Source organism: Flavobacterium luminosum (genome assembly GCF_023635005.1).
Classification (GTDB): domain Bacteria; phylum Bacteroidota; class Bacteroidia; order Flavobacteriales; family Flavobacteriaceae; genus Flavobacterium; species Flavobacterium luminosum.
This window is the reverse complement of sequence record NZ_JAMLJM010000001.1, coordinates 297,164-317,354: the sequence shown is the minus strand read 5'-3', so window position 1 is coordinate 317,354 and position 20,191 is coordinate 297,164. Positions and strand designations below refer to the sequence as shown.

Sequence of the window (20,191 nt, the reverse complement as noted above, 5' to 3'; positions counted from 1 at the left end):
CATCAAAAAATGATGACTCTTATGTGGTTTTATAAAGAGCAAAGAGCCATTAAATCATTCAATAATCCTATGTCATCTCCTCCACATGTTGGACTACCACAATCCGCATCTATCAAGGTTTCATAAAGAGCTGCTGCATGCTCAGTACAATCATCGCTTTCGTCGGTTTTTGTAGTTTCAATAACTATAGATTCTGATTGAGTTTCTTCGACTGTATTTCCCATACTAGTTCCTGCAAAAGCTACTAATGCAATAGCTGTAAAAATCATTTTTTTTATTTTAAAGTTGTTTTTTTAATTAATACTTTTAGTTTGTTCATGAACTTTTACAAATAGAAAAATCTAATTGATGACGACAAAATTATAAGAAAAATTGTAAGTGAATATGAGGGAAAACCGTAATAAATGTTAAAGTTTTAATTACAAAACTCGACTAACGGTTAACCCGTCTCTTATAGGTAATAAGACCGTTTCAACTCTTGGATCGTCTTTCAGGAGTTGGTTGTATTCCAGTAAGATTTTGGTGCTTTTGTCGTTGGCTTTCACGGTTTCTAATACTTTTCCGCTCCACAATACATTATCAGAAAGAATGATCCCTCCTTTATTCATCATAGGAACAATCATCTGGAAATAATTGATGTAATTTTCTTTATCAGCATCAATAAAAACTAGGTCGAATTTTTTATTTAGTGTAGGAATAATTTCAAGGGCATTGCCTAAATGTTGATGAATTTGATTGGCCCAAGGAGATTGATCGAAATATTTTTTCTGGAAATCGAATAATTCTTCGTTGTTGTCAATCGTGTCTAATGTTCCGTTTTCGGATAAACCTTCCGCTAGGCAAAGCGCTGCATATCCTGTATAAGTGCCAATTTCGAGGATATGGTTTGGTCGAACTAATTTTGAGAGCATACTCAACACTCTTCCCTGAAAATGACCACTTAACATACGAGGTTGCAAGATTTTTTGATGGGTTTCTTTGTTTAAACGAGCTAATAAATCGGGTTCGTTTTCACTGTGTTGCGCCACGTAGTTCTCTAGTTCTTCAGAAATGAAATGCATAAAACAAAAATTAGTCCTGCGAAGTTACAAATTACCGCTAAACTTCTATAAAAAAGAGCGAAATCTTTACTTTTCGCTCTTTTAAAAAATTAATGGATTAAGTTGTCTATGATGTTTTTTACAGGCAAAATCGCTTTGGAATATTCTATTGAAGGTCCGGCAACCCAAACGGTTTTATAGGTTGCTTCGGTAGCTGCTTTTGTCACGGCATTGTTACCAATCATGAATCGGATAAGTTTAGCCCATTTTTTTAATTTTTTGTTTTTATTGATCAGTTTTTCAAACCAACTTAACTTGGTGCCAATTTTTTTAACATACGGAGTATTAATAACGGTACAAGGCGTTCCTGAAATTTTCTCAGTCATCACAATGTCATTGCCTCCATAGTCTACACAAGCTTGTTTGTATTCCTGAGAAACATTTGATTCTACAGAAGGAATAAATAAACTACCAACAGAAACACCTATTGCTCCATAACTCATCATTGTATCGATATCTGCTTTACAACCTACACCACCTGCTGAAATTACAGGAAGTGTGGTTTGTTCGTTCAGCAATCGGATCAGTTCCTCCGGTGCTATGTTGCCACGGTGCCCTCCGGCTTGATTGTTTACCGCGATTAAAGCATCGGCTTTCAGACTTTCTACTTTTTTGGCAAAACTTAAATCGGTTACATCACAAAAAACTTTAATACCGGCTTTGTGAGCTTCGCGAATAGTTTCTTCTGGGCTACCCAAAGAGGTGATGATGAAATCTACTTTTTCCTCGCATAGGGTTTTGAGTTGTTCTCTATATTTAATATTGGATTTGTTAACAATAAGATTGAAACCAAAACTTCCGCCTTCTACTTTTGCAGCTTTTAGTTCATTTATCGCAGCCTTTAACTCTTCTATAGTTCTGTAATTTAAAGCGGGAATACAACCAGCTACACCAGCTTTCATTCCTTCAATTACCATAGCCGTATTAGATACTAAAAACATCGGAGCCATTATAATGGGATGTTTAATGCCAAGTAGGTCGGTAAGATTCTGTTTTTCCATAGATCTATTTTTTTCAAATATACTAAAAAATACTATGCATGCATATTAAGTGGTAAAACGTAATTGTTAAAATTATGTATTGCTGAAATACTTACTATCTTTGCACTATGCAAATGGAAAAGAAAGATATACGAGCGTTAACCAAAGAAGAATTACGCAATTTTTTTGTAGCTAACAACGACAAAGCCTTCAGAGGAAATCAAGTCTATGAATGGTTGTGGCAAAAAAATGCACATACCTTCGAGGATATGACTAATATTTCGAAGGAAACTCGAGCCATGTTGGAAGCTAATTTTGTGATAAACCACATCAAAGTCGATACAATGCAACGAAGTAGTGATGGAACAGTGAAAAATGCGGTTCGATTGCATGATGATTTGGTGGTTGAATCGGTTCTTATTCCAACAGAAACAAGAACAACAGCTTGTGTGTCAAGTCAAGTGGGATGCAGTTTAGATTGTAATTTTTGTGCTACAGCACGACTAAAGCGAATGCGTAACCTGAATCCCGATGAAATATACGATCAAGTAGCCGCTATCAATGCTGAAAGTCGTTTGTATTATAATCGTCCTCTTTCCAATATTGTTTTTATGGGAATGGGTGAGCCTTTAATGAATTATCCTAATGTGATGAAGGCTATCGAAAAAATAACTTCGCCGGAAGGCTTGGGGATGTCGCCGAAGCGTATCACCGTTTCTACTTCGGGCATATCCAAGATGATAAAAAAAATGGCTGATGATGAAGTGAAATTTAAGTTGGCCGTTTCATTGCATTCGGCTATCGAAGAAATTCGCAACGAAATCATGCCTTTTACTAAAAACTTTCCGCTGACAGATTTACGTGAGGCATTGGAATATTGGTATAAAAAAACCAAAAGCAAAGTGACCTATGAATATGTGGTCTGGAAGGGGATTAATGACGACAAAAAATCGATAGACGCCTTAGTGAAATTTTGTAAATATGTTCCTTGTAAAGTGAATCTTATCGAGTACAATCCTATAGATGATGGAATGTTTCAGCAAGCGTCTTCGCAAGCGATTGACGCTTATATTAAAGCATTAGAACAGCACGATATTGTTGTAAAAGTACGTCGAAGCCGAGGAAAAGATATTGATGCAGCTTGTGGTCAATTGGCCAATAAAGAAGCATAATGTCCAATACTTTGCTGTTTATTCATATATTCAACAGTTAATTTTACAATAAATTAGTATTGATGATTCTTTCTGGTGTTGGATTAGAGGTTTAACACAGAATTAGATTTTAACCATTTTTGATTCCGAAGAAATATTATATCTTTGGGATCTCAATGGATATTACTTCTAAAATAAAAAAGCCAATCATTGAAGAGATGGAACTCTTTGAAAAAAAGTTTCATAACTCTATGTCTTCCAAGGTGGCGCTTCTTAATCGGATTACTTACTACATTGTAAACCGTAAGGGGAAACAGATGAGACCTATGTTTGTTTTTCTTACTGCTAAAATGATTTCTGGAGGAGAAGTATTAGAACGAACCTATCGCGGAGCATTAGTCATTGAGTTAATCCATACTGCTACTTTGGTGCATGATGATGTAGTAGACGACAGTAACCGTCGTAGAGGCTTTTTTTCTTTAAATGCGCTTTGGAAAAACAAAATAGCCGTTTTGGTTGGAGATTATTTGCTTTCAAAAGGATTGTTACTTTCTATAGATCACGGTGATTTTGATTTGTTGCGAATTATCTCTGTAGCAGTTCGAGAAATGAGTGAAGGTGAGTTGCTCCAAATTGAAAAAGCCCGTCGTCTGGATATCACCGAAGAAGTATATTATGAAATTATCCGACAAAAAACGGCAACCTTAATTGCGGCTTGTTGCTCGTTAGCAGCTTGCTCCGTAAAACCGGAAGATGCGGAACTTATAGAGCGCATGCGTAAATTTGGAGAGCTTATTGGTATGGCTTTTCAAATCAAAGACGATTTATTCGATTATTCCGAAGAAGCTATTGGTAAACCAACCGGAATCGATATTAAAGAACAAAAGATGACATTGCCATTGATTCATGTTCTGAATCATTGTTCGGAAAAAGACAAAAGGTGGTTAATTAATTCTGTAAAAAACCACAATAAAGACAAAAAGCGTGTCAAAGAAGTCATTGCTTTTGTAAAAAACAATAACGGTTTGGCTTATGCCGAACAAAAAATGATTCAGTTTCAGAAAGAAGCACTACAACTTATAGAATCATTCCCTAACTCTCCCTACAAAGAAGCCTTAGTTTTAATGGTTAATTATGTGATTGAAAGAAAAAAATAATTTTTTTTCAACCTCATGCAACCTTTTTCTCATTTTACTCGTCTATGGTAATAGAGGGTAAATAATAATGCAATTATTCTCAAGTTAATTAAAGAATAACAGTATAAATTTGTTTTGAAAGTCATTCGTTTACATCAGGAAGAAAAGAAAATGATTGAGCTAGCTGTCGGTAATAACCGCCAGGCGCAACAGCAAATCTATTCGCGGTTTTCTGCCAAAATGTTAGGGGTTTGTCGTCAATACATCAAAGATTTGCATCAGGCAGAAGATGTAATGATTATGGCTTTCATGAAGGTTTTTTCCAGTCTTCAAAATTTTGAACACAAAGGGAGTTTTGAAGGATGGATTCGAAGAATTATGGTAAACGAGTGTATTTCGCATTTGCGAGTACAAAAACAAGTCCGTTTTATTGAAGACGAAACGTATTTAGAAGAATCGGATAATACCATTGAAAGCCAATTGTCTGTCGATGAAATTCAATTTCTAATTGATAATTTATCTGAGGGGTATCGCATGGTTTTCAATTTGTATGTAATCGAAGGGTATAAACATCAGGAAATAGCCGAAATGTTACAGATAAGTGAAGGTACTTCTAAGTCTCAATTATCACACGCCAGAAGAATATTGGCAAATCAAATCACCCAATCAAAAAGAACGTGTAATGGAACAGAATAATTTTGAAAAACACATAAAAGAAGCTTTGGATGCGAGAGAGATTTCGCCTTCTTCACAATCATGGGAACGTTTAGAAGCCATGCTTTCGATTCAAGAAGAGAAGAAAACCAAAAGAAGATTTTTTTGGGTACCAATTGCCGCTAGTTTTTTGGTGTTAATGACGATTGCTCTTTTGCTAGTAGATAAGGAGCAACAAGTTAATCTTCAAGAAACCCCTTCAGTAGTTGAACAAGATTTTAATAATAGACAAAATAATAACAATTATATTGATTCAGAAGATTCTGGTATTAATACAGAAATTGAAATTTTAAAAAATGAAGCGCTAGTAAGCCATCAAGTTTCTGAGCAAAAAAAAGTGAAAATGTCCAACTCTTTTAGTAAAAAAAGCAATTCAGATTCTAACTTAATAGCCATTAATCAAGGAAATGAAAATTTAAACAATCTTCCGGTAGTCGCGGATCATCAAATACAACAGCAAAAAGAAGACAAAACAGAGGAATTACTGTTGGCTGAGGTAGAAAAACCAAAAATGGAGCCAAAAGCAAAAGTGAAAATCAATCCAAAAGAGTTGCTTTCACAGGTAGACGGAGAGATAGAATTAACTTTCCGACAAAAGGTTATACGAACTATAAAAAAGAATTATCAGGAAACAAAAGTAGCTATTGCTACGCGTAATCAAGAATCATCATCAAATCATTAATCAAAAAACGAAAATTATTATGAAAAATTTTATTATTTATCTGGCAGTGTTTATAGTCTCAAGTATTGCAAAATTGTACAGTCAGGAAACATTTGAAGAACAAGTGAAAGTGATTTCTCAGGAGATAGAAAGAATTACTAAGGAAGAAAAAGCACATTTGAAAGAATTGGTCGAACAAGTAAACAGTAAGATGGAGCAAGGAATCATTAGTCGAGAGCAGGCTAATGAAGAAAAAATAAAATTGGCTGAAGCTACTGCGGACAATATAGAAAAAAGAGTTGAAGCTCAAGAAGAAAAACTGACGTTATTGGTTCAACAAAAAGTTGAAGGAAGAATTGCTTCTTTGGATACGGTAAAGAAATACGGAAAGTCCTACGGTAAAGGTCTTAAGGTTGTAATAGGAGGAAAAGATACAATTCAGTACCGTGAGAAACGTACAACCTCACAACTTGTTTTTGCTCTTGGGGTGAATAATCTAGTGACCAATCAATCAGTGGCCAATTCTAATTATCGTTATTGGGGTTCTCATTTTTACGAATTGGGTTGGACGTACAATACCCGAATTTTTAAAAATGATAATTTGTTGCATTTCAAATACGGTTTGTCTCTTCAATACAACAATCTGCGACCAACAGACAATCGATATTTCGCGGTTCACGGACCACAAACTCTTTTAGAAACTTCAGCCATTAATCTAAAAGATTCAAGATTACGAAATGTGAATTTGGTTATGCCATTATATCTAGAGTTTGATACACAGCCTAAACAAGTTAAAAATAATAAGGATGTTTATAAAATTCAAGAAGGATTTCGATTTGGATTTGGAGGTTTCGCAGGAGCAAATTTAAAAACAAAGCAAATTTTAAAATATAACGACGCTAATGGCGATCGTGTAACCCAAAAAACAAAAGGAGATTTCAATGTTAATGATTTCATTTACGGTCTTGGAGCTTATATTGGTTACAAGGAGACGAGTCTTTACCTGAAATATGATTTGAACCCTTTATTTGAGGATAACCAAGAAAAACAAAATAACATTTCTCTAGGGGTACGCTTCGATTTAAACTAATAGTAAGAGTTTCATACATTATCATGCTAAAAAGTGTTTCTATTACAGGAGCACTTTTTTATTTATTAATTATGGTATAGTATTTGTTAAATGTTTAACATAATTTAACTCTCTGATTTTTAGTATTACAAATCAAGTTAGTATTTTTGCGATTCCATCGAAAACAAAATAACCTCAAAAACAAACAGCATGAGAAATCAACTTTTACTTTTTTTATTGGCTTTTTTTTCTGTAGCAACAGCACAAAATACACACGGAATATATGGCGACTCGAATTGGTTTAATGGTTGGACTAATTTCAGACCCAAGCAAGCAGAATACAATCAAGCAACCCAGATATTAACAGGAGTAATTTCCGAAAACACAACTCTTAAAAGAACTACTTATTTAATTATGGGTACAGTTTATGTAGCAAATAATGCTACATTAACGATAGAGCCTGGTGCAGTTTTAAGAGGTGATTTTAATACCAATGGAACTTTAGTGGTTACTAGAGGTTCTAAATTGATTGCAGAAGGGACAGAAACAAATCCAATTGTTTTTACTTCTAGTAAAGCAAGTGAAGAGAGAAAGGCTGGTGATTGGGGAGGTGTCATTTTATATGGTGATGCTCCGTTGAACAGATTAGGAGGTGTAATTTCATCTATTTATGATTCTAATCCAAAATACAATCTTTTTGGAGGGAACAATGAAGATAGCGATGCTGGAATATTAAAATATGTTCGTATAGAATTTGCCGGAAAAAAAATCAACGATAATATCATGCTAAATGGACTGACTCTAGGTGCTGTAGGTAAAAAAACCAAAATAGAGTATGTTCAGATCAGTTTTGCAAAAGACGACGCTATTGAAGTAGTAGGCGGAAATATAGATATGAATAATATTATTTCATTCAGAAATGCGGATGATGATATCGATTATTCTATGGGCGCTCAAAGTCAGGTTTCAAATTCTGTGATTATCAGGAATCCATTTATTTCCGACAATACTCGCTCGCGTTGTTTTGAAATTGATTCCTATGATAAACTAGAAAATTTTGATCCTACGAAAAAGAGAACTGTAGTTAAATTAAAAAATGTAACTATGGTAAACAATGAGGAAAATACTATGGGATTGGTTAAAGAGGCCATTTCCTTAAAATCAGATTCTTATCTAGAAATGGAAAGATGTTTAGTGGTAGGTTTTGAAAGTTTTCTAGCATTAGACGATAAGTATTTAGATATGAAAGAGTATCAAAAAATTAAAATTTATAATTCAATCATCGATAGTTGTACTTCTGTAATTTCAAACGAAGCCTTGTTTAAAGCTGAAGCTCCTTCTAACTGGTTTTTACAAAGTGATAAGTTAAATCGAATTAGTAATGAAGGTATTTTAAACTTGTTTTACAGCAATAACGTAAACAAGAAACCAGATTTTAGAATGAAATAAAATTGTTTTTCAATAAAGTGCTTCTCCAACGAAGCACTTTTCTTTTAGTATCAAATGCCTTTAAGTCGTATATTTGAATCCTATTTTAGTTTTTTCAAATGATTTCCCAGAATACTATAGATACTGTTTTTGAAACCGCCCGTGTTGAGGAGGTAATTGGTGATTTCGTGCAACTTAAAAGAGCAGGGAGTAATTTGAAAGGATTAAGTCCTTTCTCTGATGAAAAATCACCCTCATTTATGGTCTCGCCGGTGAAACAAATCTGGAAGGATTTTAGTTCTGGAAAAGGAGGGAACGCAGTAACTTTCGTTATGGAACACGAACATTTTTCGTTTCCAGAGGCGATTCGTTATTTGGCAAAAAAATACAATATAGAAATTGAAGAAACCGTACAGACAAACGAAGATATCGCACAAGCCAATGAAAAGGAAAGTATGTATCTGGTTTCTGAGTTTGCTCAAAAATTTTTCCAGTCCACTTTACTTAACACTGACGAAGGTAAAGCTATTGGATTGTCCTATTTCAAAGAAAGAGGTTTTAGCCAAGAAACCATCAAAAAATTTGGGTTAGGCTACTCTCCGGAAACTTGGGATGCTTTAACTAAAGAAGCGCTAGATCAAGGGTATAAATTAGAATATCTCGAAAAAGTCGGACTCACTATTGTTCGAGAAGATGGAGGGCATTTAGATCGTTTTAAAGGACGTGTTATGTTTCCCATTCAGAGTATGTCCGGACGTGTTTTAGGTTTTGGGGGACGTATTTTAACTAATGAAAAAAAGGCCGCAAAATATCTTAATTCCCCAGAAAGCGATATTTATCATAAGAGTAAAGTGTTGTATGGTATTTATCATGCCAAACAAGCCATTGCCAAGCAAGATAATTGTTATTTGTGTGAAGGTTACACAGATGTGATTCAAATGCATCAGGCCGGTATTGAAAGCGTAGTTTCTTCTTCTGGAACGGCTTTAACTACAGACCAAATTCGTTTAATTAATCGATTAACCAAAAATATAACGGTTCTTTTTGATGGTGATGCTGCCGGATTGCGCGCCTCAATACGAGGAATAGATTTGATTCTGGAGGAAGGAATGAATGTAAAAGTTTGTACTTTCCCTGACGGTGAAGATCCCGATAGTTTTGCCAGAAAAACACCTTATGACGAATTGTTGCGTTACTTGAATGAAAATGCAATGGATTTCATTCAGTTTAAAGCTTCTTTATTGATGAAAGAAGCTAAAAACGATCCTATAAAAAAGGCCGATTTGATTCGAGATATGGTTTCGAGTATTTCTAAAATTCCAGATCGAATCAAGCGTGAGATATACATTCAGGAATGTTCCAGAATTATGGATATTTCTGAAGAGGTTCTTTTTAACACTTTGGCGCAGCTATTACAGAAAGATATTTCAGAAGCGCTTAAAAAAAATAAACAAGAGCAGAAAGCTTTTGAGGTACACAAAACAGAAGAGATTGGTGTAAAAACCAAGGTTGATGTACTCTATGAGTTAGAACGAAAAATCATCGAAATTTTACTATTGTATGGAAACGTAGAAGAAGATTTTGAAGATTATGTGTTCAAAGCTACTCCTGAAGGTGAGCTAAAAGAAGAAAAAGAGATTAATCGATATAAAGTTTATCAGCGTATTTATCTAAGCTTACAAGAAGATGAGGTAGAATTAGCTAATCCTGTCTTTAGAGAGATTTATAACACAATAATCAATCATTTTAATACGGCAGAGAAATTTGAGGTCGAACATTACCTTATGATGCTTTCGCCGGAATTAGCGCAGGAAGTAACTACGATTTTAATGAACGACGAAAAAGCAACGTTGCATAACTGGGAAGCTCAACAAATTTTTGTTAAGCAAAAAGAGCAAACAATTAGCCAGTATGTAACGGAAACCATTTTGACATTGCGTTGGTATTTGGTCAATCGTATTATCGAAGAAATAAAAACATCCATTTCAAGAGAAATGGATGCTGATAATTCTGAGAATCTTTCCTTAGTGATGGATTATTCTAAATTGATAAGTAATTTTTCTAGCAAATTAGGTAGGGTAATGTCTAGGTATTAAACAATTTCAAGTGTTTTGGCCTTGTTAACCAAATCAACTAGATTCGTAACATTTAGCTTTGCCAACAATCTTAATTTATAAGTACTGATGGTTTTTTCGTTTAAATTCAAAGCTTCAGCGACTTCTTTGTTTTTCTTTCCTTTAGACAAGTAGCGTAAAACTTCAACTTCTCTAGACGATAATTTTCTATACAAACGCTCGGATTTAGCTTGTTTAGAAATCAATGCCATGTTGCGTTTCACAGCTTCGCTAAAAATAATAGCACCACGATTTACTTTAATGATCGTAGAAGCTAGCACATCAAGCTTTTCCGATTTTTGAACAAACGATGAAACTCCTGCTTTTATCGCATTTGGAGCATACACTTGCTCGTTTAAATTAGAAAATAATACAATCTTTAATTTAGGGTGGGTTTTTAGTAGTGCTTTAATTAAATTAATGCTTGAAAGTCCTTCTAATTCTAGGTCCATTACTAGGACATCAACTTCTTTTCGTTTGAGCATCTCTTCGACCATTTCGAAATTGTCAACAATTCCTACTAAGGAAATGTCTGAATGCTCTTTAAAATACGATTTTATGCCATAATGAACAACGGGGTGGTTGTCGGCAAGTCCTATCTTAACCATAACTTTAACATTTTTAATTGAACAAATTGGGGACGATAAAGTTACGGAAAATTTTTATGAAATTTGTTGAATCTACTTTTTTTATTTGTAATTTTCAGGAATTAAGCAAACGGGTATTGGATTCATTTTGTGTTGGTTAACAGTATTCAAACGTTTGTAAATTTCGAAGACCTCTCTTTGACGACCTTCAAAATCTTCGGCCTTTTTACCCGAGTTCAATTGTTCCATAGCCCACTCTAATTCTGGATAACTAGCGCCTAATTGGTCTTCATCGCTTCTGTCATCTCCAAATAAACCATCGGTGGGTTTCGCATTCAAAATAGATTGCGGTACGTTCAAATAAGCAGCTAAGGCTTTGACATCCGTTTTTAGTAAATCCGCAATCGGACTTACGTCCACACCACCATCTCCATATTTAGTAAAAAAACCAACACCGAAATCTTCCACTTTATTTCCGGTGCCAGCCACCAATAAACCGTTAATCCCTGCCAAATAGTATAAAGTAGTCATTCGTAAGCGTGAACGAGTATTAGCCAGCGAAAGTTCTAGTTTTTTTTGATCGTCAGTGCTTGGAATTTCGTTTTTTAAACTTTCAAAAACGGGAGTCAAGTCTACTCGAGTTTCAAAAACATTAGGGAAACGTTTTTTTAATTGCGCAATGTGTTCTTGTGCTCTGCTTACATGACTTTCAGCTTGATGAATGGGCATTTCCACACATAAAGTATGTAATCCTGTTTGTGCACACAAAGTAGAAGTCAGCGCCGAATCAATACCGCCTGAGATACCAATAATAAAACCATTCACTCGTGCTTTTTCGGCATAAGTTTTTAACCAATTAACGATGTGTTCATTTACTTTTTCAGTATTGATAGTGCTATTTTGTTGCATAACGAGGATAGTATTAAAAACGAATGTATATTTGCAAAAATAATAATTTTAAGTTCATTTCGTTTGAGATGTTAAATAGTAATTTAATGAAGAAATTCTTGTGTTTTTTATGTGTTTCCATGTTGGTGGTTTCATGTAAAAAAAATGATAAAATAGTGAAGGATGCCGAAGAAATTCCTTTAACCATAGAAGTAGACCGATACGACAAAGCCTTCTTCGAATCGAAACCTCAGGATTTACCCAAGCTAAAAGCGAAATATCCTGATTTTTTTCCGTCGGGAATAGATGAAAAATATTTGGCCGAAAAGATGGTGCATCCGATGTGGCGTCAATTGTACCAAGAGGTTGAAAAGCGATACAGTAATTTCGATGCTCAAAAAACTGACATAGAAAAATTATTTAAGTACATTAAGTATTACTATCCTGAAACTAAAACACCTAAAGTGATTACTGTGATACAGGATATGGATCCGGATTATAAAGTGATTTACTCCCGAGATAAGAATGTACTAATTATTTCTTTGGAGCTTTATTTGGGTAAAGACCATAAATTTTATGAATATCCAAACTACCAGAAAAAAACTTTCGAGCCTACTCAAATGCTACCGGATATCGTAGAAAGTTTTTCACATTACATTGTGAAACCGCCTTCAGAGCGTGATTTTTTGTCGCAAATGGTGTATGCGGGCAAGCAAATGTATTTAAAAGACGTGTTGTTGCCTGAAACTTCAGAGGAAGATAAAATCTGTTACACAACTGAGGAACTGAAATGGTGTGATGACAATGATGTAGAAGTGTGGAAGTATTTTGTAGAAGAGAATATGTTGTATAGTACAAGTTCAAAATTGACTCAAAATTTCATTGCACCAGGACCTTTCTCTAAGTTTGGGATGGATAATGATAAAGATACTCCGGCTAGAATAGGTGTGTGGTTTGGTTGGCAAATCGTACGTTCTTTTATGGAAAATAATAATGTTCCGGTTCAGAAATTAATGCTGATGGACGCTAAAGAAATATTTCAAAAATCTAAATTTAAACCTACTAAATAATGGCAATAGTTAAAACATCCAACATAGAATTTAAAATCGCCTTAGATGAAAATAATGTTCCAGAAAAATTACAATGGACGGCAGCTGACGGTGGCATAGAAAATGAAGAGGCAAAAGCATTCATGTTGAACATTTGGGATAGCAATGCGAAAGAAACCATGCGTATCGATTTGTGGACAAAAGATATGCCGGTTGATGAAATGAAGATTTTTTTTCATCAAACATTGGTAGCAATGGCCGATACTTTTCAGCGTGCCACCGCTGATGAAAAAATGAGTGCTACCATGCGCGATTTTTGTGAGTATTTTGCAGAAAAGTTAGAATTGAAGAAATAAAAAAATGTTCGCCTTGGCGAACATTTTTTATATGAAGTTTTCACTGTTTTTAAAAATTTCCTGATTAACACTGTCTATATATTCTAAGACAGCATCTCTACCGGTTGAATCTAAGGAAGATGTGATAAAATATTGTGGCATTTCTTCCCAGTTATTCGCTAATAGTGCTTTACGGTACGCTGCCACATGTTGTTCTGCTTTGCCTTTGCTTATTTTATCAGCTTTCGTAAAAATAAGACAGAAAGGAACATCGGTTTCCCCTAAATAGGTAATAAATTCTAAATCTATTTTTTGAGCCTCGTGGCGAATGTCAATCAGTACAAAGGCGCAAACCAACTGTTCTCGCTTTTCGAAATAATCAGTTATAAATTTCTGGAAGGTTTCTTTGGTTTTTTTGGAAACCCTAGCATATCCGTAACCGGGTAAGTCAACTAAAAACCAATTATTGTTAATTTTAAAATGGTTGATTAATTGTGTTTTCCCTGGTTTGCCGGAAGTCTTTGCTAAATTCTTATGATTGGTCAGCATGTTAATCAGGGAAGATTTTCCCACGTTCGATCGACCAATGAAGGCATATTCAGGGATTCGATCGGTAGGGCACTTGCTAACAATCGAATTACTTATAATAAACTCGGCGGTATTAATTTTCATTGTTTTTAAAAAATAAATTCCCCTCACGAAGAGGGGTGAAAGTTTTTATTTGTGTTCTGCTTTGGTATTTAACCATTCTTCTAAAATTCTATTGAATTCATCAGGATGCTCCATCATAGCTGCATGACCACATTTGTCAATCCAATATAAGGTTGAATTGGGTAATAATTTGTGAAATTCTTCTGCAACATCCGGAGGAGTAACCTTGTCTTGTTTTCCCCAAATAATGGCTGTAGGAACATGCATTTTCGGAAGATCCTTGGCCATATTATGACGAATGGCGCTTTTAGCAATGGTTAAAGTTTTAATTAATTTGATTCTGTCGTTTACAGTAGCAAAAACATCGTCTATAATTTCTTTAGTAGCTATCGCAGGATCATAAAAAACATCTTCTGCTTTTTTCTTGATGTATTCGTAATCACCACGCTTAGGATAACTGTCTCCCATAGCGCTTTCATAAAGCCCTGAACTTCCTGTTATTACTAAACCGCGTACTCTTTCCGGATACATTTTGGTAAAATATAGAGCAACGTGTCCTCCTAAAGAATTTCCTAGTAAAATAGCCCTTTCAAAACCTTTATGATTCATGAAATTTTTCACATAAACAGCAAAAGATTTCACGTTGGTTTTTAAAATGTTTTGGGTGTAAAGGGGCATTTGAGGGATAACAACTTTATATCCTTTTTGTGGGAAATAATTGGCTACTCCATCAAAGTTGCTCAATCCTCCCATTAATCCATGCAATATAATAATCGGAGTACCTTCTCCTGCTTCAAAATATTCGTATTTACCGTCTTTTATCAAGTTCTTCACAACTTTCTTGAGTGTTTATTATGAATTCACAAATATATAATTTTTTGACACAAATTGTAGGCGCTAAAGGGATTATATGGTTTTAGATGTTTTAAAGTGTTGATAATTAAAAAATTACTGCTTTGTACTAGTGTTTTTTTTAAATATTTAACGATTAAATGTTGATAAACGTAATGTGGAGTCTTTTTCCTTGAACTTTCAGAAGCCTAATAAAATCAAATTGTTTCGATTTTTTTTGGCTCTAAAATGTTAAAACTTATCAACAAAGTGGTAATTTGTGGTAAAATGTGGTAAATAATTTTCTACATTTGTACAGTATCATACAAAAAGTGTAACTCATTGAATGCCATAATAGGAACATACGAATGTAAGGCGGATTCGAAAGGCAGGTTAATGCTACCTGTAGCTTTAAAGAATCAGTTGGCTTCATCATTGCAGGAAGGCTTCGTTTTAAAACGATCGGTTTTTCAGCAATGTTTGGAGTTGTATACTATGGCTGAGTGGGATTTAATGATGCAAAAAATCAATGGATTGAATCGTTTCAATAAAAAACATAATGATTTTATTCGTCGATTTACGGTGGGAGTTCGGAGGGTTGAAATTGATTCGACTGGGCGTTTACTAGTACCGAAAGATTTAGCTGTTTTTGCTGCTATAACAGGCAATGTAGTATTGTCATCCGCAGGAAATATAATTGAAATCTGGGATAAAGAATTGTATGAAAAAGCAATTGATGATTCTGAATTTGATTTTGCAGAGTTGGCACAAGAGGTAATGGGGAATATAAATAATGATTTAAATGGAATATCATAATCCAGTATTGTTGAAGGAAACGGTTGATGGTTTAAATATTAAGCCTGATGGGGTTTATGTTGATGTGACCTTTGGTGGAGGTGGACACTCGAGAGAAATTTTGTCTCGTTTGGGTCCTAATGGAAAATTGTTTGCTTTCGATCAGGATGAAGATGCTTGGGCTAATGAGATTCCTGACGATCGATTTACTTTGATAAAAGAAAATTTCAGATATATCAAAAGATTTCTTCGATTTCATGGGATTAAAAAAGTGGATGGGATTTTAGGAGATCTCGGAGTTTCGTCCCACCAGTTCGATGTTCCTGAACGAGGATTTTCAACGCGATTCGATGCCGGACTGGATATGCGCATGAGTAAAAAAAATGAACTAAGCGCCTATCAAGTGGTAAACGAATACGACGAAAAAAATTTACGTCGTATTTTTTTAGAATATGGTGAACTAAAGAATGCGGCGGCTTTGGCTAGAACTATTATTGAAGCTCGCGAAAAAGAGAATATAGTTAACACAGAAGATTTAAAACAAGTTCTGAGTCGTTTTTTGCCGGGTCATAAAGCAAATAAAATTCTAGCTCAGATTTATCAAGCTATTCGTATAGAGGTGAATCAGGAGATGGAAGTGCTTAAGGAATTTCTGGAACAAACACTAGAAGTTTTAGACAAAGGAGGGAGATTAAGTGTTATATCGTATCATTCGTTGGAAGATCGATTGGTAAAACGTTTCATTAAAAATGGAATGTTTGAAGGAGAGCCGGAACGCGATATGTTTGGTCGATTTGAAGTGCCTTTTAAGTCAATCGGAAAGTTAATTGTTCCTTCGGATGAGGAAATTGCGATTAACAACAGAGCGAGAAGTGCTAAATTAAGAATTGCGGAAAAATTGTAATGAAAGGGAAGTTATTCAATTTATTAAAAGCAAGATTTCTAGTTAACGAAGATGCAGTAAAAAACTGGAGGTTTATTATTTTCTTGATCTTCTTAGCTATTGTTATGATTGCGAATACGCATAGTTATGAAAAAAAAGTATTTCAAATAGCCGAATTGAATAATGAAGTGAAAGAGTTGCGTTCCGAATTTGTGGATAGACGTTCGGAGCTCATGAAAATAAAAATGGAATCGACGGTGGCTCAAAAAATGGAAGAAAAACAAATTTTTCCTTCTTCGGTTCCACCTAAAAAAATAAAAGTAGCAAAAGAAAAAACAGCTTGGGAAAAGCTATGGCAGTAGAAACTAGAAACATATTGAATCGTGTTTATATTGTGGCCTTCATTATTTTAATGATGGTTTTGGCTATTGGTATCAAGCTTACAAATATTCAATGGGTCGAAGGGGAGTATTATCGCAAATTGGCTAAGGAACGTACTGTAAAAAATTTTGTTATTCCCGCCAACAGAGGTAATGTATATTCTTCCGATGGTAGTTTGTTAGCGACATCTATTCCAGAATATACCATTCGTTTCGATGCGCTGGCACCTTCTAAAGAAAATTTCGACAAACATGTTAAGTCCTTGTCGGATTCTCTTGGTGAGTTTTTAGGAAGATCTTCTTCTGCTATTCTGAATGATTTTCGAAAAGCTCGTGCCAACAAAAACAGATATTTTTTAGTAGCTAAAAAATTAAGCTACACACAGTATATGACTATCAAAGGTTTTCCTTTATTCAATCTAGGAGGATATAAAGGGGGAATCATTGTAGAACAAAAAACAGTCCGTGAACATCCAATTGGTAAAATCGCTAAGAGAACTATTGGTTACGAGCGTTTTGATGAAAAAGGAAGATTGTTGCCAGTAGGTATTGAAGGCGCTTTTAGTCGTTATTTGAACGGAACTGACGGAAGAATATTGAAACAAAAGATAGCCAAAGGACAATGGAAGCCTATACATGACAATAATGAAATAGAACCTAGAGATGGTTATGATATTGTTTCTACCATCGATGTTTATGTTCAGGATATTGCTCATCATGCTTTGTTAAAACAATTAGAATATTATGAAGCAGATCATGGATGTGTTGTGGTTATGGAAACGAAAACCGGTGCGGTAAGAGCAATTTCTAATTTAGGAAGAGATGATGATGGCTCTTATTATGAAACGGTAAATTACGCTGTTGGTGAATCGCATGAACCGGGTTCTACCTTTAAACTAGTAGATCTGATTGCTTTGTTAGATGATAAAAAAATTGATACTAGCGAAGTTTTTGATTCCAAAGGTGGAGATATTGTTTATCGTGGCCGACATGTACGTGATTCAAAAAAAGGTGGATATGGTAAAATTTCACTTGCCCGTGGTTTCGAATTGTCTTCAAATACCGTTTTAGTACAAGCGGTATACGATCATTATAAAACCAACCCAAAGCAGTTTGTAGACCGTATTAATAATATGGGGCTCAATAAGCCGCTTGGTTTACCATTTAAAGGAGAGGGTATTCCCAGAATACCACAACCTGGTCAGAATGGCTGGAGTGGGATCTCTCTTCCTTGGATGGCGTTTGGGTATGGAGTATCGATGACACCATTGCAAACATTGACATTATATAATGCGGTGGCCAATAACGGGGAAATGGTAAAACCAGTTTTCGTTCAGGAAGTCAAAGAGTGGAACAAAACCATTAAAAAGTTTGATAAAGAAGTCATCAATCCTAAGATTTGTTCAGATGCTACCATCAAAAAGGTAAAAGCAGTACTGGAAAATGTGGTGAAAAGAGGTACAGGAAATAAATTGTATTCTAAAGATTTTTCAATGGCAGGAAAAACAGGAACTGTGCAGGTAGATTATCATAAAGGAGATAGTAATATGTATTACGCGTCTTCTTTCGTAGGTTATTTTCCTGCGGATAAGCCAAAATATTCTTGCATTGTTGTGGTGCACAGGCCTAATGCCTCTGCAGGATATTACGGAGCAGATGTAGCAGGTCCGGTTTTTAAACGTATTGCACAAAAGGTGTTTACTGATGTGCCTTCAACAAATGAGGTAAAAGACCTTAAAAGAAAATTTAAAAACCAAGAGAGTAATTACTTGACGTACAATGAAAAACTGAATAAAAAACCAGCAGTGATACCGAATCTGAAAGGAATGCCGGGTATGGACGCAGTAGCTTTGTTGGAAAATTTAGGAATGAAAGTAAAAGCAATCGGAATTGGTAAAGTAAAAAAACAATCGATTTTACCAGGACAACCAATTCTGAAAAACAACACTATAATATTGGAATTATCATAATGCAAAAGTTAAAAGATATATTATACAAAGTTAGTATTGAGGCCGTTCACGGATCTACAGATGTACCTGTGAATGCGATTCATTTCGATTCTCGTAAAATTGCTGAAAACGATGTCTTTGTAGCTATTAAAGGTACCGTGTCAGACGGGCATGCCTTCATAGATAAAGCCATTTCTTTGGGAGCAAGCATAATTGTGTGCGAGGAATTGCCGACTTCTATTTTATCGCAAATCACCTATATAAAAGTGAAGAATACTAGCGAAGCTTTGGCTTTCATGGCGGCAAACTATTATGATAATCCTTCACAAAAATTACAATTGGTTGGAGTTACCGGAACGAATGGTAAAACGACTATTGCTTCTTTGTTGTACCAGATGTTTAAGAAAGCGGGCCATAAAGTAGGATTGCTTTCTACTGTGAAAATCATGGTAGACGAAACAGAATACAAAGCCACTCATACTACTCCAGATTCATTGACCATCAATTATTACTTGAATCAAATGATCGAAGCAGGCTGCAAGTATTGTTTTATGGAAGTGAGTTCACACGGTATCCATCAAAAACGAACTGAAGGTTTGTATTTTGCAGGAGGTGTATTCACGAATTTGTCGCACGATCACTTGGATTACCATGCTTCATTCGCAGAATACCGCGATGTTAAGAAAGCTTTTTTTGATCATTTGCCCAAAACGGCTTTTGCCATCACGAACATCGATGATAAGAATGGCACTGTTATGCTTCAAAATACACAGGCTAAAAAATTGACCTATGCCCTAAAATCTTATGCGGATTATAAAGCAATTATTCTCGAAAATCAATTGTCTGGTCTTCAGTTGAAAATAAACGAACAAGAGGTTTGGACTCGCTTAATCGGTAATTTTAATGCCTATAATTTATTAGCCATTTATGCGGTTGCCGTAGAGTTGGGAATCGAAAAATTAGAAGCACTTCGCTTACTATCTGAATTAGAAAGTGTATCAGGAAGGTTTCAATATATTGTTTCCAATCATAAAATTACGGCGGTCGTAGATTACGCTCATACGCCGGATGCTTTGGAAAACGTGTTAAACACCATTAATGATATTCGAACCAAAAACGAAAAACTCATAACCGTGGTAGGCTGTGGTGGTGACCGCGATAAAACGAAAAGACCTATAATGGCTAAAATCGCAACAGAGAACAGCGATCACGTTATCTTAACTTCCGATAATCCACGAACAGAAGATCCTCAAGTGATTATTAATGAAATGGAAGCGGGAATTTCTCCTGAAAATTTTAAAAAATACGTGTCTATTCTGGACAGAAAACAAGCAATCAAAACGGCTTGCCAATTAGCAGAACCTAATGATATTATTGTCATTGCTGGAAAAGGACATGAGACGTATCAAGAAATCAATGGAGTACGCCATGATTTTGATGATATGAAAATTGTAAAAGAAATCTTAGACCAACTAAATAAATAAAAAACT

21 protein-coding genes are annotated in these 20,191 nt (G+C 35.0%); 14 read left to right on the top strand and 7 right to left on the bottom strand.

What is annotated here, in order from left to right:
• Positions 1-29: 29 nt before the first annotated feature.
• From NAT50_RS01440 to NAT50_RS01430, 3 genes are all read right to left on the bottom strand, one after another.
• Positions 30-269 (bottom strand): hypothetical protein, encoded by a 240-nt coding sequence (locus tag NAT50_RS01440; RefSeq protein ID WP_250590759.1) that lies wholly within the window; start codon positions 267-269, stop codon positions 30-32.
• Between the two features lie 150 nt (positions 270-419).
• Positions 420-1,061: an O-methyltransferase gene (locus NAT50_RS01435; protein ID WP_250590757.1), complete on the bottom strand. Its 642-nt coding sequence runs from the start codon at positions 1,059-1,061 to the stop codon at positions 420-422.
• Positions 1,062-1,150: 89 nt separating this feature from the next.
• Complete coding sequence (locus tag NAT50_RS01430; RefSeq protein WP_250590755.1) at positions 1,151-2,101, bottom strand: NAD(P)H-dependent flavin oxidoreductase; 951 nt, start codon at positions 2,099-2,101, stop codon at positions 1,151-1,153.
• 107 nt (positions 2,102-2,208) lie between these two features.
• Between NAT50_RS01430 and rlmN the strand changes: the two genes are divergently transcribed.
• The 7 genes from rlmN to dnaG all read left to right on the top strand — a co-directional run bounded on the left by rlmN (position 2,209) and on the right by dnaG (position 10,335).
• Positions 2,209-3,252 carry a 23S rRNA (adenine(2503)-C(2))-methyltransferase RlmN gene (rlmN, locus tag NAT50_RS01425; RefSeq protein WP_250590753.1) on the top strand — a complete coding sequence of 348 codons (1,044 nt, stop codon included), beginning with the start codon at positions 2,209-2,211 and terminating at the stop codon, positions 3,250-3,252.
• A 155-nt stretch (positions 3,253-3,407) separates the two neighbouring features.
• On the top strand, positions 3,408-4,388 hold the full coding sequence (locus NAT50_RS01420; protein ID WP_250590751.1) for a polyprenyl synthetase family protein: 981 nt from the start codon (positions 3,408-3,410) through the stop codon (positions 4,386-4,388).
• Between the two features lie 114 nt (positions 4,389-4,502).
• On the top strand, positions 4,503-5,063 hold the full coding sequence (locus tag NAT50_RS01415; RefSeq protein WP_250590749.1) for an RNA polymerase sigma factor: 561 nt from the start codon (positions 4,503-4,505) through the stop codon (positions 5,061-5,063).
• Positions 5,050-5,763, top strand: a complete 714-nt coding sequence (locus NAT50_RS01410) for a hypothetical protein (protein WP_250590747.1) — start codon at positions 5,050-5,052, stop codon at positions 5,761-5,763. Before NAT50_RS01415 ends, NAT50_RS01410 begins: the two co-directional genes overlap by 14 nt.
• A 19-nt stretch (positions 5,764-5,782) precedes the next feature.
• The gene (locus tag NAT50_RS01405; protein WP_250590745.1) at positions 5,783-6,832 is read left to right on the top strand and encodes a hypothetical protein; all 1,050 of its coding nucleotides are present in this window, start codon (positions 5,783-5,785) and stop codon (positions 6,830-6,832) included.
• Between the two features lie 189 nt (positions 6,833-7,021).
• A complete protein-coding gene (locus NAT50_RS01400) occupies positions 7,022-8,260 on the top strand; it encodes a hypothetical protein (protein WP_250590743.1) in 1,239 nt (412 codons plus the stop codon).
• Positions 8,261-8,358: 98 nt separating this feature from the next.
• A complete protein-coding gene (dnaG, locus tag NAT50_RS01395; protein WP_250590741.1) occupies positions 8,359-10,335 on the top strand; it encodes a DNA primase in 1,977 nt (658 codons plus the stop codon).
• On the opposite strand, the gene NAT50_RS01390 is transcribed toward dnaG, so the two are convergent.
• Positions 10,332-10,961 (bottom strand): response regulator transcription factor, encoded by a 630-nt coding sequence (locus NAT50_RS01390; RefSeq protein WP_250590739.1) that lies wholly within the window; start codon positions 10,959-10,961, stop codon positions 10,332-10,334. The two genes, dnaG and NAT50_RS01390, sit on opposite strands and share 4 nt — an antisense overlap.
• A gap of 81 nt (positions 10,962-11,042) precedes the next feature.
• Positions 11,043-11,849, bottom strand: coding sequence for an NAD(+) synthase (gene nadE, locus NAT50_RS01385; RefSeq protein ID WP_250590737.1), 807 nt, complete (start codon positions 11,847-11,849; stop codon positions 11,043-11,045).
• Positions 11,850-11,935: 86 nt separating this feature from the next.
• On the opposite strand from nadE, the gene gldB reads away from it, so the two are divergent.
• Together gldB and gldC are read left to right on the top strand one after the other, a co-directional pair.
• A complete protein-coding gene (gldB, locus tag NAT50_RS01380) occupies positions 11,936-12,898 on the top strand; it encodes a gliding motility lipoprotein GldB (RefSeq protein ID WP_250590735.1) in 963 nt (320 codons plus the stop codon).
• Positions 12,898-13,233 carry a gliding motility protein GldC gene (gldC, locus tag NAT50_RS01375; protein WP_250590733.1) on the top strand — a complete coding sequence of 112 codons (336 nt, stop codon included), beginning with the start codon at positions 12,898-12,900 and terminating at the stop codon, positions 13,231-13,233. Before gldB ends, gldC begins: the two co-directional genes overlap by 1 nt.
• 27 nt (positions 13,234-13,260) lie before the next feature.
• On the opposite strand, the gene yihA is transcribed toward gldC, so the two are convergent.
• Positions 13,261-13,884: a ribosome biogenesis GTP-binding protein YihA/YsxC gene (gene yihA / locus NAT50_RS01370; RefSeq protein WP_250590731.1), complete on the bottom strand. Its 624-nt coding sequence runs from the start codon at positions 13,882-13,884 to the stop codon at positions 13,261-13,263.
• A 45-nt stretch (positions 13,885-13,929) separates the two neighbouring features.
• The gene (locus tag NAT50_RS01365) at positions 13,930-14,697 is read right to left on the bottom strand and encodes an alpha/beta fold hydrolase (protein WP_250590729.1); all 768 of its coding nucleotides are present in this window, start codon (positions 14,695-14,697) and stop codon (positions 13,930-13,932) included.
• Positions 14,698-15,036: 339 nt separating this feature from the next.
• On the opposite strand from NAT50_RS01365, the gene NAT50_RS01360 reads away from it, so the two are divergent.
• Genes NAT50_RS01360 through NAT50_RS01340 form a run of 5 tightly spaced genes read left to right on the top strand, consistent with a single transcriptional unit; the run spans position 15,037 to position 20,185 of the window.
• Positions 15,037-15,510, top strand: coding sequence for a division/cell wall cluster transcriptional repressor MraZ (locus tag NAT50_RS01360; RefSeq protein WP_250590727.1), 474 nt, complete (start codon positions 15,037-15,039; stop codon positions 15,508-15,510).
• Entirely contained in the window at positions 15,497-16,393 is an 897-nt protein-coding gene (rsmH, locus tag NAT50_RS01355) for a 16S rRNA (cytosine(1402)-N(4))-methyltransferase RsmH (RefSeq protein ID WP_250590724.1), read from the top strand. Before NAT50_RS01360 ends, rsmH begins: the two co-directional genes overlap by 14 nt.
• Complete coding sequence (locus NAT50_RS01350) at positions 16,393-16,734, top strand: FtsL-like putative cell division protein (RefSeq protein ID WP_250590722.1); 342 nt, start codon at positions 16,393-16,395, stop codon at positions 16,732-16,734. The genes rsmH and NAT50_RS01350 overlap by 1 nt, the downstream gene beginning before the upstream one ends.
• On the top strand, positions 16,725-18,722 hold the full coding sequence (locus NAT50_RS01345; RefSeq protein ID WP_250590720.1) for a penicillin-binding protein: 1,998 nt from the start codon (positions 16,725-16,727) through the stop codon (positions 18,720-18,722). Before NAT50_RS01350 ends, NAT50_RS01345 begins: the two co-directional genes overlap by 10 nt.
• Complete coding sequence (locus NAT50_RS01340; protein ID WP_250590718.1) at positions 18,722-20,185, top strand: UDP-N-acetylmuramoyl-L-alanyl-D-glutamate--2,6-diaminopimelate ligase; 1,464 nt, start codon at positions 18,722-18,724, stop codon at positions 20,183-20,185. Before NAT50_RS01345 ends, NAT50_RS01340 begins: the two co-directional genes overlap by 1 nt.
• Positions 20,186-20,191: the final 6 nt, after the last annotated feature.